15 protein-coding genes, 2 tRNA genes and 1 riboswitch are annotated in these 14,452 nt (G+C 37.4%); of the genes, 4 read left to right on the top strand and 13 right to left on the bottom strand.

Annotated elements, in window-relative coordinates:
• Window positions 1-186 precede the first annotated feature (186 nt).
• The 11 genes from JAZ75_RS25675 to JAZ75_RS25625 form a co-directional block, all read right to left on the bottom strand.
• Window positions 187-897, bottom strand: coding sequence for a HesA/MoeB/ThiF family protein (locus JAZ75_RS25675; RefSeq protein WP_132771903.1), 711 nt, complete (start codon window positions 895-897; stop codon window positions 187-189).
• A gap of 26 nt (window positions 898-923) precedes the next feature.
• Window positions 924-2,045: a 2-iminoacetate synthase ThiH gene (gene thiH, locus JAZ75_RS25670; RefSeq protein ID WP_183915489.1), complete on the bottom strand. Its 1,122-nt coding sequence runs from the start codon at window positions 2,043-2,045 to the stop codon at window positions 924-926.
• A gap of 9 nt (window positions 2,046-2,054) precedes the next feature.
• Window positions 2,055-2,825 (bottom strand): thiazole synthase, encoded by a 771-nt coding sequence (locus tag JAZ75_RS25665; protein WP_132843943.1) that lies wholly within the window; start codon window positions 2,823-2,825, stop codon window positions 2,055-2,057.
• Window positions 2,813-3,463 carry a thiamine phosphate synthase gene (gene thiE, locus JAZ75_RS25660; RefSeq protein WP_208699464.1) on the bottom strand — a complete coding sequence of 217 codons (651 nt, stop codon included), beginning with the start codon at window positions 3,461-3,463 and terminating at the stop codon, window positions 2,813-2,815. The genes JAZ75_RS25665 and thiE overlap by 13 nt, the downstream gene beginning before the upstream one ends.
• 107 nt (window positions 3,464-3,570) lie before the next feature.
• Window positions 3,571-4,167, bottom strand: a complete 597-nt coding sequence (locus tag JAZ75_RS25655) for a thiamine phosphate synthase (protein ID WP_132843941.1) — start codon at window positions 4,165-4,167, stop codon at window positions 3,571-3,573.
• Window positions 4,164-5,978: a phosphomethylpyrimidine synthase ThiC gene (gene thiC / locus JAZ75_RS25650; protein WP_208699463.1), complete on the bottom strand. Its 1,815-nt coding sequence runs from the start codon at window positions 5,976-5,978 to the stop codon at window positions 4,164-4,166. Before thiC ends, JAZ75_RS25655 begins: the two co-directional genes overlap by 4 nt.
• A 27-nt stretch (window positions 5,979-6,005) precedes the next feature.
• Complete coding sequence (gene thiS, locus JAZ75_RS25645) at window positions 6,006-6,254, bottom strand: sulfur carrier protein ThiS (RefSeq protein ID WP_208699462.1); 249 nt, start codon at window positions 6,252-6,254, stop codon at window positions 6,006-6,008.
• 21 nt (window positions 6,255-6,275) lie between these two features.
• Window positions 6,276-6,374: riboswitch (TPP riboswitch) on the bottom strand.
• A 186-nt stretch (window positions 6,375-6,560) separates the two neighbouring features.
• Window positions 6,561-7,139 carry a GDP-mannose pyrophosphatase NudK gene (gene nudK, locus JAZ75_RS25640; protein WP_132771897.1) on the bottom strand — a complete coding sequence of 193 codons (579 nt, stop codon included), beginning with the start codon at window positions 7,137-7,139 and terminating at the stop codon, window positions 6,561-6,563.
• A 471-nt stretch (window positions 7,140-7,610) separates the two neighbouring features.
• Window positions 7,611-7,695 (bottom strand) — tRNA-Leu (locus tag JAZ75_RS25635).
• A 14-nt stretch (window positions 7,696-7,709) separates the two neighbouring features.
• Window positions 7,710-7,785, bottom strand: a tRNA-Gly gene (locus tag JAZ75_RS25630).
• A 99-nt stretch (window positions 7,786-7,884) separates the two neighbouring features.
• Window positions 7,885-8,373: a regulatory protein RecX gene (locus tag JAZ75_RS25625; RefSeq protein WP_132771896.1), complete on the bottom strand. Its 489-nt coding sequence runs from the start codon at window positions 8,371-8,373 to the stop codon at window positions 7,885-7,887.
• Window positions 8,374-8,446: 73 nt separating this feature from the next.
• On the opposite strand from JAZ75_RS25625, the gene JAZ75_RS25620 reads away from it, so the two are divergent.
• From JAZ75_RS25620 to JAZ75_RS25605, 4 genes are all read left to right on the top strand, one after another.
• Window positions 8,447-10,888 (top strand): bifunctional UDP-N-acetylmuramoyl-tripeptide:D-alanyl-D-alanine ligase/alanine racemase, encoded by a 2,442-nt coding sequence (locus JAZ75_RS25620; RefSeq protein WP_208699459.1) that lies wholly within the window; start codon window positions 8,447-8,449, stop codon window positions 10,886-10,888.
• Between the two features lie 48 nt (window positions 10,889-10,936).
• On the top strand, window positions 10,937-11,533 hold the full coding sequence (locus JAZ75_RS25615; RefSeq protein ID WP_132771894.1) for a DUF502 domain-containing protein: 597 nt from the start codon (window positions 10,937-10,939) through the stop codon (window positions 11,531-11,533).
• A gap of 98 nt (window positions 11,534-11,631) precedes the next feature.
• Window positions 11,632-11,994: an iron chaperone gene (locus tag JAZ75_RS25610; protein WP_208699455.1), complete on the top strand. Its 363-nt coding sequence runs from the start codon at window positions 11,632-11,634 to the stop codon at window positions 11,992-11,994.
• Window positions 11,995-12,023: 29 nt separating this feature from the next.
• Complete coding sequence (locus JAZ75_RS25605; RefSeq protein ID WP_183915481.1) at window positions 12,024-12,635, top strand: hypothetical protein; 612 nt, start codon at window positions 12,024-12,026, stop codon at window positions 12,633-12,635.
• Here the strand turns inward: JAZ75_RS25605 and JAZ75_RS25600 are convergent.
• Both JAZ75_RS25600 and JAZ75_RS25595 read right to left on the bottom strand, forming a co-directional pair.
• A complete protein-coding gene (locus JAZ75_RS25600) occupies window positions 12,632-13,408 on the bottom strand; it encodes a Cof-type HAD-IIB family hydrolase (protein ID WP_183915479.1) in 777 nt (258 codons plus the stop codon). The two genes, JAZ75_RS25605 and JAZ75_RS25600, sit on opposite strands and share 4 nt — an antisense overlap.
• A 166-nt stretch (window positions 13,409-13,574) precedes the next feature.
• Entirely contained in the window at window positions 13,575-14,432 is an 858-nt protein-coding gene (locus JAZ75_RS25595) for an alpha/beta fold hydrolase (RefSeq protein ID WP_208699453.1), read from the bottom strand.
• Between the last annotated feature and the right edge of the window lie 20 nt (window positions 14,433-14,452).

Below are 14,452 nucleotides of genomic sequence, written 5' to 3'. Positions count from 1 at the left end.
TTTGATACTGCAAATATAGGGAGATTATAGATACTACAAAATGTTTTTTTATAGCTTAAGCGTAATTCCCTCAAATGAAGCGAGATAATTTTTATCCCGCTTCAAAATACGATGTGTTTAAATTTGAATTCACCACCTTGCTAGATATGTAGGGGAACTAATACAAGCTTTCATAGTAGTCAAAACTTAAAATGAGAGCGTAGTGAATCTCCAGTGGTAAGTATCAACTAGCGTCAGTTTGTCGGAATCAACAGGTAGATCTGTTATAATTTTTAATACCTGCATGGCCATCATACTTCCCATGATTCCAGGCAGAGGGCCTAATACCCCATATTGATCACAGCTAGGAACATCTTTTGGATGGGGAGGCTCTGGAAATAAATCACGCAATTGTTTACTGCCCATGTAATTGAAAACAGCCATTTGACCTTCGAAAGCAAGAATACTTCCATACACCAAAACTTTGTTGGAACGTACACAAGCATCGTTGACCAGATAGCGTGTAGTAAAGTTATCAGAACCATCTACAACAATGTCATATCCCGCTAGGGTAACATCAACATTCTCCGAAGTGATTTTTGTCGCAATGCTGTCGACTTGGATGGATGAATTGAGTTCGCGGATATATACTGCCGCACTTTTTACTTTTTGTAGATGTACACTTTTTTCATTGTGTATAATTTGTCTGTTGAGATTATGAATTTCTACATGATCAAAATCAACAATCCCTAAATGACCTACTCCAGCAGCAGCGAGATATTGAAGAACAGGCGAACCTAGTCCACCTGCTCCAATTACGAGGACTTTTGCCGCCATAATTTTCTGTTGCCCTTCAACACCAATTTCATTAATAAAAACTTGGCGGGAGTATCGATCAAAAGCACTGTGCTGTTGCATAAATACGATAATTTGTGTTATAATTATTATTGCCTACCAGAGTAGCTTATGTCCCAGTCTTTCATAATGGGATCGTATCCAGCCTTTCTGATGATACCTTGGATAGTTTCCATACTGCGCTCATCACTGATCTCAAATTGTTCAAGCGACTGTGGATCGACCACATAGCCACCTGGATTTGTCTTCGAAGCGGCGCTCATGGTCGTGACACCGATAGGAATGATATGGTCTCTAAATTTCTCGCGTTCACGAGTTGATATGGATATTTCTAGATTTTCATTCCATAAACGATAAGCGCAGATCAATTGCAGTAAATCACGATCTTCCATAATAAAATTCGGTGTGGATACACCTTCCGCAGGTCGTAATCGAGGAAATGAAACTGAATATTTTGTACGCCAATAATGCTTCTCAAGATAATCAATATGTAACGCATTGAAAAAGCTATCGACACGCCAGTCTTCTAGACCTAAAAGAACACCAAGACCAATTTTATGAATTCCGGCTTGACCTATACGGTCTGGTGTATTCAGCCGATACTCAAAATTTGACTTTTTGCCTTTTGGATGATATGTTTTATAAACCTCTTGATGATAGGTTTCCTGATAGACAAGCACAGTATTAACCCCTTCTTCCTGCAGAATACGGTATTCTTCTAAAAGCAGAGGTTGTACTTCAATGGATATCTGCGCGAAGTGGGGCTTCAGCAATGCAATCGCATTTTTAAAGTAATTGATCTCAACTGTTTTATTGGCTTCTCCGCTTACCAATAATACATGACTGATACCCATAGATTTTAGCGCCATGGCTTCTAGCAGTAATTCTGTATTCGAAAGTGTTTTGCGCTTGATCTTATTGTCCATACTAAAACCGCAATAGGTGCAGATATTCTGACATTCATTGCTTAGATATAAAGGAGCATATAACTGGATTGTCTTACCAAATCGACGTTGTGTGATCTGTTGCGTTAATTGGGCCATTTCTTCTATTTCAGTAATGGCCGCAGGAGAAAGGAAGGTTAGAAAATCAGTTAAATTTCTTTTTTCTTTACGGAGACTTCTTCTGACATCCTCAACTGTGGTATTATATATCTTTTCCTTGATTTCCTGCCAGCTGTATAGTGTAAATAGTTCCTGAAAAGTTTGCATAAAACGTTCTTAATCGATTAAAAATGAAGTTAGCGGACTAGAAGCGATAGCACGATTTTCTGATATACCTAATCCTGCCTGATAAGCTTTGCGACCTGCTATTACAGCTTCTTTAAATGCCGTCGCCATCTGTATCGGATATTTTGCGGATGCAATAGCTGTATTGACTAAAACAGCATCAGCACCGATTTCCATTGCCTTTGCAGCATCGGAAGGAGCACCAATTCCAGCATCAATAATAACAGGAACTTGGCTTTGGGCGATGATCATTTCTAAAAAGTCCAATGTTCGAAGTCCTTTATTACTTCCTATGGGTGCAGCTAAAGGCATTACTGCCGACGTTCCAGCTTCTTCTAGTCTTTTACAGAGCACTGGATCTGCATGCATATAAGGGAGCACAATAAAACCGAGTTTTGCAAGTTGCTCTGTAGCCAACAATGTTTCGATCGGATCGGGCATCAGGTAGCGTGAATCTGGATGAATTTCGAGTTTTACCCAGTTCGTTTCCAGGGCTTCACGAGCAAGTTGTGCGGCCAAGACTGCTTCTTTTGCATTACGTGCTCCAGAGGTATTGGGGAGTAAATTTACGCCAGGGATTTGTAAAGACTCGAGAAATGTGTCTGAGGAAGACTGATGGTCCAAACGCTTTAAAGCCATCGTGACCAATTCAGAACCCGATGCGACGATAGATTCCTTCATTTGTTGCAGACTTCCGAACTTTCCTGTTCCTAAGAATAGTCTCGATTGAAATATCTGATCGGCTATTTTTAATGTATCCATTGTAGTTTATTTTTAAGTTCTTGAATGTAGTGAGGGTGTATGGTGATTAAACTTGACAGTGCTATCCCATAAATGCCAATATCTTGTAGGGGAACGATATCATCAAGTGTTATACCGCCAATAGCGTAAATCGGCGGATAGTTTTGACCGTTGTTTTTTAAATGATAAACGATGTCTTGATATCCTGTTAAGCCTAATATTGGACTTAAATTGTTTTTAGTTGCGGTGAACCGTAAAGGGCCAAGACCGATGTAATCGCAGTTTTCTGTGATGCGTTGCTGTACGTCAGAAATATTATTTGCTGTACCACCAATTATTTTGTGCGGTCCTAATACATGTCGGGCCTCTTGTATGTCAGTATCTGTTAATCCCAGATGAACTCCGGCAGCATCAATGGTTTTGGCTATGTGCAGATAATCATTGATAATAAGCGTAGCACTATGTTGCAAGCAATGCTGTTTAATACGACGTGCTAATGCGAGCACTTCATCTTTAGTGCCTTGTTTCCAGCGTAGCTGAATCCAATCTGCACCCGCTTGTAGTGCATTATTAATGTTAGTCTCCTGTTCAATAGCCGTATCTCCCTGCGAGATATACTGTATCTTACTGAACGTGATATTTTTGGGGTATGCTGTCATTGCTATTTCAATTTTTTTACTATCGCATTTTTCTGCTCAGTATAATCCGGTTTGGGTATTTCCTTCTAATCATCTGTAAAGGAATGAATTACCTGTAAGAACAATTGTTACAGGCAATATGCATGATCTTTTATAAGACAATTTTTAAAACTTTTTACAGGTTGTGCACTCTTCCAGATTGTTCCTAATAAAGCTACACCATCGACGCCGGCGTCATATGCAAGGCCTAGGTTTTCGGAATGGATACCAGCAAGCCCAATTAATTGAACTTGCTGATTATTCCGAAGTTTTAGCTGATCTTTGATAGTATGCTCCTTACCATGACCTGGTTTTGAAATACTTGAAAACATCGGACTAAACAGTGCATATGACCATTGGTTATCCAGTTGATTAAAATCTATCATACTGTGTACAGATGTTGATCGGATTACGGTGTGACTATACTGACTTTGTTTTTTTGATTTTCGATCATATTCATTAAAATGTAACCGGTTTAAGTTTAACTTTTCGGCTAGATGATGATGGCTATGCATGACAAGACGATTTCGATATTGCGGATCTATTCCATAAATAAATTGACACATATCATCATCCGAAAAATTATATTTTCGGATATGTAATAGTTCCAATCCTGCATCCAGTATACTGTTGATGGTCTGGAGTTCGTTATCAATATCATGCTCGGCTGTCAAGACGATGATCATAAGTACAATTCTTTACCTTTTTCGATAAACTCTTTTGACATATCGATCATGCCTTGTTCTGCAGAATCCCGGATTTCCTGTGTGATCTTCATCGAGCAGAATTTAGGGCCGCACATCGAACAGAAGTGAGCAACTTTAGCGCCGTCTGCAGGTAAAGTTTCATCATGAAATTCTCGGGCTGTGTCAGGATCTAAGGAAAGGTTAAACTGATCTTCCCAACGGAACTCAAACCTCGCTTTACTTAGAGCATTGTCTCGGTATTGTGCACCAGGATGTCCTTTAGCCAAATCTGCCGCATGTGCAGCCAGTTTGTAGGTGATCACGCCATCCTTTACATCTTTGCGGTTAGGTAAACCGAGGTGTTCTTTTGGGGTAACATAACAAAGCATGGCACAGCCGAACCAGCCAATCATTGCCGCGCCAATTGCTGAGGTGATGTGATCATAACCCGGAGCAATATCTGTTGTCAATGGGCCTAAAGTGTAAAATGGTGCTTCGTCACAAACCTCAAGCTGTTTGTCCATGTTTTCTTTGATCATGTGCATAGGTACATGACCTGGACCTTCGATCATAACCTGTACATCATGTTTCCATGCTATTTTGGTCAACTCACCCAAGGTTTCTAATTCAGCAAATTGTGCAGCATCGTTAGCATCAGCTATAGAACCTGGTCGCAGTCCATCCCCTAGTGAAAAAGCAACATCATATTCCTTCATAATCTGACAGATCTCTTCAAAATGCGTGTAGAGGAAGTTTTCTTTATGATGGAACAGACACCATTTTGCCATAATCGAGCCACCTCGGGAAACAATACCTGTTACACGTTGTGCTGTTAAATGGATATAACGTAAAAGTACTCCTGCATGGATGGTGAAATAAGAAACTCCTTGTTCGGCTTGTTCAATTAGTGTATCTCTGAATATTTCCCATGTCAGATCTTCTGCAACGCCTTTTACTTTTTCTAAAGCTTGATATATAGGAACTGTACCAATTGGCACCGGAGAATTACGGATGATCCATTCGCGTGTTTCATGAATATTTTTACCTGTTGAAAGATCCATAATTGTATCAGCACCCCATCGGCATGCCCAGACAGCTTTATCAACTTCTTCTTCAATGCTTGAGGTAACGGCACTATTACCAATATTAGCGTTGATCTTTACCAAAAAGTTGCGGCCGATGATCATCGGTTCGCTTTCTGGATGATTAATGTTGTTTGGAATAATTGCTCTTCCGGCGGCAATTTCTTCTCTTACAAATTCAGGGGTAATTAATTTCTTTGGAGTACGGGCACCAAAACTGTGACCGGTGTGCTGATGATCCATACCTTTAGTTGCTGCTTCGATTTGCTCAATACGCTGATTTTCGCGAATGGCTACATACTCCATCTCTGGAGTTATGATTCCTTTTCTTGCATAGTGCAGTTGACTTACATTTTTACCCGCTAATGCTTTTTTAGGTCTATGGCTGTATTCAAAACGGAGTTCATCCAGGTCCGAGTCTGCCAATCTTTCTTTTCCATAATCTGAACTGATTTGTGATAAAACTTGAACATCTTTTCTGTCCAATATCCAATTTTCACGAGTTCTAGCAAGACCTTTGCGGATATCAATCTGTGCTTGTTCATCCGTATACGGACCAGAAGTGTCATAAATAGTGACTGGAGGATTGATTTCTATTCCACCCTTGCTAAGTTTGGTCGGACTTAATGTAATTTCACGCATGGCAACCTGAATAGGATAGAGCTGACCTGAAATATAGACTTTTTTTGAATTTGGAAATGGGGTCTGGGTAATGTTTTGTTCTAACATGATGGTATAGTAATAGGTATAAGAGATTTATCCGCCCTGTGTTGCAGCGATAATTAGAATTGAGTCCTGATGCTGTAGTTTGGTTATTGCCCAAGCCGTTTTGGGTATAACCTGGTTATTAATAGCGACAGCAATGCCCTTGCTTTTTTCTGGGAATTCCAAAAGCATCAAACCTTCCAAAGAGGAGGGGGGCTGTTCAAAAAAACGTAATTGGTGATTAATTTTGAGTTCCATTCCTTTTAAAATTTTTAAATAAAAAACTTTAGGAATGGCCACAGTTGTGCCGGTATATGCACAATGAAGACATCTACTTTTCCCTACGCCAGTATGATCCGGATCAGGTTCTAAGGGTAAAATCTCAGCCTGCAAATTTTGCAGACACCCCTAAAGTTTCCACTAAACTAGGTAAAAAATCTCAATAAACGAAAATAGGTAGATTTATTTTAATCTGTCCATCTTTTTGTGACAGAACCATATACTTTAAGAAGTGAAGTGTTTTATTGATGGGGACTGCTGGTATAGCGAATAATGATTCTCCCTGGCAGAGGTGGAGTTATGGGCAGGGAGAATCAATGGCAAATACTATAAAATATGCTGGAGTTTAATATATTGAAGCAGCATAATGGTTTTGGCATCTTTGATTTCGCCATTATCAACCATTTGCATCGCTTCTTTTATAGGCAATTCCAAAACTTCAATATTTTCTTCCTCCTGTTCTAGCCCACCACCTTCACTGACTTTCATTTCTTTAGCATATTCGGCTATAAAGAAATACAGAATTTCTGTGACAGATCCAGGGGACATATAAGCTTCAAATATTTTACGTACATCTGTAATTTTATAACCCGTTTCTTCTTCAGTTTCTCTTCTGATGCAATCCTCGGCATTATCTTTATCCAACAAACCTGCACAAGCTTCAATCATCATACCGCTCTCATTTCCATTGACAAATGTAGGTAGACGAAATTGACGGGTAAGGATAACTGTTTTCTGTTCTTTGTTGTACAGTAAAATAGTGGCACCGTTTCCTCTGTCGTATGCTTCCCTGCTTTGACTCATAATGGTGCCGTCCTTTTTCAAATATTCGTAAGTGATCTTTCGCAAGACGTACCAATTGTCTGATAAGACCTTGGTTTCTGTGATTTTGATGTTATCTATCATGATTGAGGTATTTCAAATTCGCATTATTAATAATTGTCATATGCATATTTTTCAGTTCTTTTATACTTTTTTTCTAAAATACGGTGGACTTTTAAAAGTAAGTTGTCGATGGCTAAAGGTATATAAATTTATAAACTCCTAAAATTGTTTATATGGGAAAAATCGATCGTGTTGAAGGAAATTTTATTCAGTAGCGATTGCCTTATGAGCTGATATAAAATGATGAAGATCATGTAGAGGACAGGTTAAAAAGTACTTGAGATCTTAGATACATTTTATTGTGTATTTATAGAGGGTTTATAGAGATATACCTCTATGAACCCTCTATAAAACCTCTATAATATCACTATCACCTATCTAGAAATATACAAGATGGAAACAATAAAATGCAATGGTAAATCTATTGATATCAATAAAAAAATCAAAGGTCTATAAACAAGAAAAGCTCATCTTTTGGATGAGCTTTTCTTGTACCTAGGGCGGGAATCGAACCCGCACTTCCTTAACGGAAACAGGATTTTAAGTCCTGCGTGTCTACCAGTTCCACCACCTAGGCAGGTGATATTAATGTGGAGCGAAAAACGAGATTCGAACTCGCGACCCCAACCTTGGCAAGGTTGTGCTCTACCAGCTGAGCTATTTTCGCATTGCTAACAGTTAACAAGTTGTTTTCTGTTTTGGTGATGCAAATATAGAGCTAATAATTAAAAAAACAAATTTTAATATAAGCTTTATTGTCTTTTTTTTATAAGCCCTTTTCTTTCAGGAGAGAAGAAATGAGATCACTTTCGAAACCTCTTGATAAAGCATATTGAAATAACTTGTTTTTTAGAATATAGACATCTTTATCTTTCAATGATAGTTGCTTTTTATCTAAAAGATCATGGAGTTTATCTTCATACTCATCTAAATCAATTTTTGAAAATGCAATTTTGATTAAAGGGTCGGATACCCTTTTGAGTTTTAAGGACTGCTTAATCTTAATCTTTCCCCAACTTTTTATTCTAAGCTTACCTAGAGTATAGGCTATAGCAAAGCGTTCTTCATTTAGAAAATTGTCCGATATCAATTGTGAAATGATTTCCTCTACATCTTCTTGATGCAAGCCCCATTCGTATAATTTATCCCGGACTTCTTGTTGTGCCCGTTCTTGATAAGCACAATAACTGGCAGCCTTAAGCAATGCTTGCTTAGGCGTGTATATTTTTTTTCTCGTTTTCTCTTCGTCAAACATCTTTACAAATTTCAAAAATATATTGAACTTATTGAAAAATTGTGGAGCTTTGATTGAATAAATATTTTAAAAAATGTATACCATATCGGATATTTCAGAGATTGTTGTTCCTAAAAGATCAATTATTGTTCATCATAAATCTATCATTCAAAATCTGATTTATGATACACGTAAGATCGTAAATGCTGAAACAGGATTATTCTTTGCCTTGATCAATCGTCGTGATGGACATGAGTTTATCATGGATGCCTATAGTAAAGGGATTAGAAATTTTGTGTTACAAAATGACTTTCAGCAAGAACTGATATTGCCAGATGCTAATGTTTTATGGGTCGCAGATACTTTTTTAGCATTACAGGCAGTAGCAGAAACACAGCGCATGAAATTTAAATCTCCTGTATTGGGTATTACAGGGAGCAACGGTAAGACTATCGTCAAAGAATGGTTGTTTCAACTGCTATCTCCAGAATATAAAATCTATCGCAGTCCTAAAAGCTATAATTCACAGCTGGGTGTTGCTTTATCACTATGGGAACTAAATGAACAATATAATTTCGCCATCATAGAAGCTGGAATAAGTGAGGTCGGTGAAATGGAGAAACTCCAAAAAATGATTAAACCCACGCATGGTGTATTAACCAATATCGGGGTAGCCCATAAAGAAGGGTTTCAATCGAAAGAGGAAAAAATTGCGCAGAAGCTGAAACTTTTTACAGATGCTGAGGTATTGGTCTATCCTAAAAAGTATCTTGAACAGATCTATATGCCGTCTCAGATTTACAAATTTGCCTGGGGAGAGGATGAATCGTGTCAATTAGAGGTTTATTCGCTTAAGAAGGAAGGTGATCAAGCTACATTGGTAAGTTTATGTTTTTCCCGTCAGTTTTTTACGGTTAAAATTCCTTTTGTTGATCAAGCATCAATTGAGAACGCGATTTCATGTATTGCAGTGATGATTACTTTTGGTTATGATTTTAAAACTATAGCCGATCGTATTGCCACGTTGCAACCGATGGAGATGCGTCTTGAATTGAAAAAAGGAAAACATAATACTTCCATTATTGATGATTCATATAGTAATGATCTGGTAGCGCTACAGATTGCATTGGATTTTTTAAAGCAACAAAAGCAAAATTCTCGTAAGGTCCTAATCTTATCCGATATTCCTGGAGTACAGTTGCATGATGAGAAGAGTATCAGTAAACTAAAGCGTTTGGTCGCAGCTAGTGGATTAACTGATTTGATTTTTATCGGACCTATTTTGAGTCAGTTGGAAGCACAGTTTTCATTACCCACGGCCAGCTACTCGGATACAAAATCATTTATAGATGGTTTTAAGCATATTGATTATAGCAATTCAACGATCTTGATAAAGGGTGCACGTGATTATCATTTTGAACAGATCAGTAAACGATTGGTTGCTAAATCACATGATACGATATTAGAGATTAATTTAAATGCATTGGAACATAACCTCAATGTATATCGGGGTCTGTTGCCTGCAGGTGTTAAATTGATGGCTATGGTGAAAGCTTTTTCTTATGGAAGTGGAAGTTTTGAAATTGCTAATTTACTACAGTTTAATCATGTGGATTATTTGACGGTTGCTTTTGCTGATGAAGGTGTTGATCTGAGAAATGGAGGCATCACACTTCCAATAGTGGTAATGAGTCCTGATGAAAATGCCTTTGATGCTATTGTACATCATAAGTTGGAACCAGAGATCTATAGTTTTAGAGTTTTAAATTCATTTCTCCGCTATCTCTTACAGCAAGGACTAAAAGATTTTCCAGTCCATATTAAAGTTGATACCGGGATGCATCGTCTTGGTTTTATGCCAGAGGAAGTTGATGAACTGCTAGCGATATTGAAAAATCAGGATGCGATGAAAGTGCAGTCTGTTTTTTCACATTTAGCTTCGGCAGGAAATGCTGTTGATAATGATTTTACTGAGAGTCAGATTCATCTTTTAGATGTTTTCACTACAAAACTTAAGGAGGAATTAGGGTATTCTTTTATCAGACATATTGCTGCGACATCGGGTATTGATCTGTGGCCAAGTGCTTATTTCGATATGGTACGCTTAGGGATTGGTCTTTATGGAATTGATATGGATCGAGATGATCTGCCGGTGAGAGAAGTTAGTGTTCTGAAGACCAATGTTACCCAGATAAAAGAGCTTGCGGCTAATGAAACAGTAGGATACAATCGCGCTGGTATGTTGCAACGTGCGAGCAGAACCGCAACCATCAAGATCGGTTATGCAGACGGTTATGATCGAAGGTTCGGTAATGGAGTAGGTAAAATGTCGATCAACGGGCAACTGGTTTCTACCATTGGAAATGTCTGTATGGATATGTGTATGTTGGATGTGACAGATATTAATGTTAATGAAGAAGACGAAGTCATTGTTTATCCTGATATCAAGGAAGCGGCATTGGCTATAGGAACCATCCCGTATGAATTGTTGGTCAATATCTCACAACGGGTGAAAAGAGTTTATTTTTACGAGTAATTCGAGGCTTATTTCGCATCTTTGTAGGGTCTTTTAGATACAAGTGATATGTTATCAAAATTAATTAGAGCTTTTTTAAATTATCTTATCAAAGGAACTTTGGTCGTTGTTCCTTTAGCTGGTGCGGTTTTTTTAATTGTTTGGATTGTTGCTTCAGTCGATTCGGCACTTAACCTTACAGGGTTATTCCTGGAGGATGAGACAGGGCATCCTTTATATATTCCCGGAATTGGTATTTTAACAGTCATTTTATTTTTGGTTGTAGCAGGGATTGTTTTTACCAATTTTGTGACAGATCCAATTAAACACTGGCTGAATAATCAGATTAACCGTATTCCTTTGTTGAATACGCTATATTCATCCATTAAAGATTTTACTGAAGCCTTTGTAGGTGATGCCAAAAAATTTAATGTTCCTGTTCTAGTTAAAGTGAATGAAATAGGTGTTAGTAAAATTGGTTTTCTGACACAATCAGATCTATCAAAAATTAAGCTTACAGATGAAGTGGTGGTTTATTTTCCCTATTCATATTCATTTGCAGGTCAGGTGGTCGTTGTAAAATCATCCTTGGTAACCAAATTAGATATGTCTGCTACAGACGCGATGAAGCTCGTTGTTTCAGGTGGTGTCAGTGGTTTAGAATAAAATACAAATACATACGTTTATATAAAACAAAAGGGAATCATTGGTAAAATGGTTCCCTTTTGTTTACATTTATCTTGAACTTTAAATCATAATTAGTGATGAATGTTGAATTTAAAACAGTAGAAGAGTATATTGCTTCTTTTCCAAAAGAAGTGCAGGAGATCTTGTTGCAGGTCCGTAATACAATTCTGCAGCATGCTCCTCAAGCTACTGAAGGAATAGCTTATGGCATGCCTGCTTATAAATTAAAAGGAAAACCGCTTGTTTATTTCGGTGGTTATCAAAAGCATATCGGATTTTATGCAACGCCGACTGGTCATTCAAAATTCGAAATAGAACTTGCTTCATATAAGCAAGGTAAAGGTTCGGTGCAGTTTCCGTTACGGGGGCCGATCCCATTTGAACTCATCGGAAGAATTGTTGAATTTAGGGTTTCAGAGACATTAGATAAGTTTAAATAGGTTATTAGGATTTTAAATTAAAGGTGGTGATGGATCGATTATGGAATCGTTTATGGAGCAGTAAAGTTCCTGAAAACTTACACGAACAATGGAAAGATAAGGCAAAACTTTCTTTTGTAAACAGTCAGTTTGATGTAGAACTTATACGAGGTTGCTTGGATAAAATTAAGGATGATCCAAAGAATACCTTATTTTTACAAGCTTTTCTAGCTTATCAGGATATTGTTTCGCAATTGGAAACTCAGAATAGTGCTGAAGCAGAAATTGATTTTATGGAAAGATATGTTTTTTTATTCAGTCAGATTTCTGCTGTAGACCTTTCCGTTGTTTGGACTAAAAAGATCGAATATCCCACTTTGTCTGTACCGAGGTTTATCTTATTGCCATTGGTTCAGAATGCTTTGTGGCAAGGATATCATGCAGCAGAAAAATATCCAATGAAAATTAAGATTTCAGTATTTGAAAAAATCATTTCATTGGATATTACAAATCATGTTAATCACCATATTGTAGATCAAAAAGTTAATGACTCTGTGGAGAATTATCAGGCTCGTCTACAGTATGAATTTGGTGATCAACATACACTTATTATGAATAGCAATGCACATACATTTCGCGCAAATCTAACTTTGAGGTTTTAGATAACCTCAAAATGTGCTAGAGCATTGTATATACCGTCACTGTCTACATCATCTGTAATATAGTCTGCAATAGCTTTTACCTCAGGATTGGCATTACCCATAGCAATTCCGTAGGCCGTATGTTTCAACATGGTGATATCGTTTCCACCGTCACCAAAAGACATGGTTTCCTTGATGTCGATATTAAAGTGTTTGATGAAAATATCGATACCAATTTGTTTGCTTTGACCTAAAGGATTCACATCTGCAAATAGCGGGGTCCAACGGCTGGCCACAGAATTAGGCATTACATTGTTCATGAATTCTTCCTGTTCCTCCGGTTGAATGAAGATATTGGTTTGAAGCACAGATCCCATATCAAAGTCTGAGTAAGATCTTTGAAGCGGGACAGGTAAATTTAAGAGTGCATACATGGAAGCGATCTCCGGTGTTACTTGAAAAATACTGATTTCTTGTTCTGACATCAGAGAGAAGCTTACTTCATTTTTTGCCGCATGGTCAATCAAAGATTGAATATCAGTGGCGTGAATACCTTTTCTGAAAAGTACATCACCCTCTTTCGTGATGCAATAACCACCGTTAAAAGTGATAAATCCGTCAAAGTCAAGGTATTTGATGTGATCTAAACTATTGATAGACCTTCCTGTAGAAACAATTACTTTTATACCTTTTGATTTTAATTCTTGAATGGCTTTTTCGGTTGAAGCGGGGACTTTGTGGGTGTCGAAACTAAGAAGAGTACCGTCGATGTCAAAAAAAACTGCTTTAATCATGCTACTTTATAAATGTTTGTGATACAAAGGTAAACATTAGAAGATTGCTTTTTGCCCCTTTGATGTCATAATGAAGATGTATTATGGGTATTTTGCTGTATTTTATCCATCAAAAAGCATTGAATTTAAAATAAGATTATTTGATTTGAAATTCATAGAACAGCTTCTATGTTAAGTAAATCTTTTCAAGAACGCAGGAGATTGCTTCCGGTGATTTTAAGATGCGTTCATGACCGACACCATTCAAGTCTATCGCCTCTGTCGGGGGATGAACTTTAAAAAATGATTGCAGATAGGTATAGGGCGCAATTTTGTCCTGTTGATCATAGAGTACAAGATGCTGCTGGCTATTATCAAAATCGTATAAACTGTTTAAATGAAAGTAAGCGGTTTTCATATTGAATTTTTCTTCAAAATTCAGAAAAAAGTGCTCTTGAACATCTTTTGGTACAGCTACGAAATCCATACTAGCTGCGAAATTTGCTTTTAAATCTATTAGTGGAGTAAGGCTAATGATCCAGTTCGGAGTATGTCTAATTTTTGCTAATGCTGCGATATTAGCCATGGCACCGAGAGAATGACCGATGACTATTGCAGGTAAACCATAGGTATTAATAATAGTTTGAACAGCTTCAATGTATAAAATTAAATTGGATAATTCTCCTTCAGCTCCTCCATTTCCAGGTGCGTCAAATGCGATTATCGTTAAATCTGGATTTTCCAATAGTTTATCAATAAGCATCGAAAAATCTGCGGCTTTTGATCCCCAACCATGCGTCAACAAAACTAAATCTTTGCCCGATCCCCAACGGTAGACAGGAAAAGATAATAGGTGACCACTGAAAAATTCATCCTTTACTGCTAATTCATCTTTTGAAGCTAACTTTATTAGTAGCTCTTGATGATGTCGCAATGGCATTTTAGGGGAATAGCAGATATACGACCAAATATCATCTAAATTAGCCGTTATAGAAATATGTTCTAAAGATTTCAGATATTCAATGCTTTGCTTTAGTTTTTTCATCAGGATAATTATTTAAAAAT

It is taken from the genome of Sphingobacterium sp. UDSM-2020, assembly GCF_016132525.1.
Classification (GTDB): Bacteria; Bacteroidota; Bacteroidia; order Sphingobacteriales; family Sphingobacteriaceae; genus Sphingobacterium; species Sphingobacterium anhuiense.
The sequence above is the reverse complement of the archived record's forward strand: the minus strand, read 5'-3'. Positions and strand labels throughout refer to the sequence as shown.

Coding starts and splice junctions, on each gene's coding strand:
- JAZ75_RS25675 (WP_132771903.1), bottom strand. CDS start 897: ATGCAACAGCACAGTGCTTTTGATCGATACTCCCGCCAAGTTTTTATT.
- thiH (WP_183915489.1), bottom strand. CDS start 2,045: ATGCAAACTTTTCAGGAACTATTTACACTATACAGCTGGCAGGAAATC.
- JAZ75_RS25665 (WP_132843943.1), bottom strand. CDS start 2,825: ATGGATACATTAAAAATAGCCGATCAGATATTTCAATCGAGACTATTC.
- thiE (WP_208699464.1), bottom strand. CDS start 3,463: ATGACAGCATACCCCAAAAATATCACGTTCAGTAAGATACAGTATATC.
- JAZ75_RS25655 (WP_132843941.1), bottom strand. CDS start 4,167: ATGATCATCGTCTTGACAGCCGAGCATGATATTGATAACGAACTCCAG.
- thiC (WP_208699463.1), bottom strand. CDS start 5,978: ATGTTAGAACAAAACATTACCCAGACCCCATTTCCAAATTCAAAAAAA.
- nudK (WP_132771897.1), bottom strand. CDS start 7,139: ATGATAGATAACATCAAAATCACAGAAACCAAGGTCTTATCAGACAAT.
- JAZ75_RS25625 (WP_132771896.1), bottom strand. CDS start 8,373: ATGTTTGACGAAGAGAAAACGAGAAAAAAAATATACACGCCTAAGCAA.
- JAZ75_RS25620 (WP_208699459.1), top strand. CDS start 8,447: ATGTATACCATATCGGATATTTCAGAGATTGTTGTTCCTAAAAGATCA.
- JAZ75_RS25615 (WP_132771894.1), top strand. CDS start 10,937: ATGTTATCAAAATTAATTAGAGCTTTTTTAAATTATCTTATCAAAGGA.
- JAZ75_RS25610 (WP_208699455.1), top strand. CDS start 11,632: ATGAATGTTGAATTTAAAACAGTAGAAGAGTATATTGCTTCTTTTCCA.
- JAZ75_RS25605 (WP_183915481.1), top strand. CDS start 12,024: ATGGATCGATTATGGAATCGTTTATGGAGCAGTAAAGTTCCTGAAAAC.
- JAZ75_RS25600 (WP_183915479.1), bottom strand. CDS start 13,408: ATGATTAAAGCAGTTTTTTTTGACATCGACGGTACTCTTCTTAGTTTC.
- JAZ75_RS25595 (WP_208699453.1), bottom strand. CDS start 14,432: ATGAAAAAACTAAAGCAAAGCATTGAATATCTGAAATCTTTAGAACAT.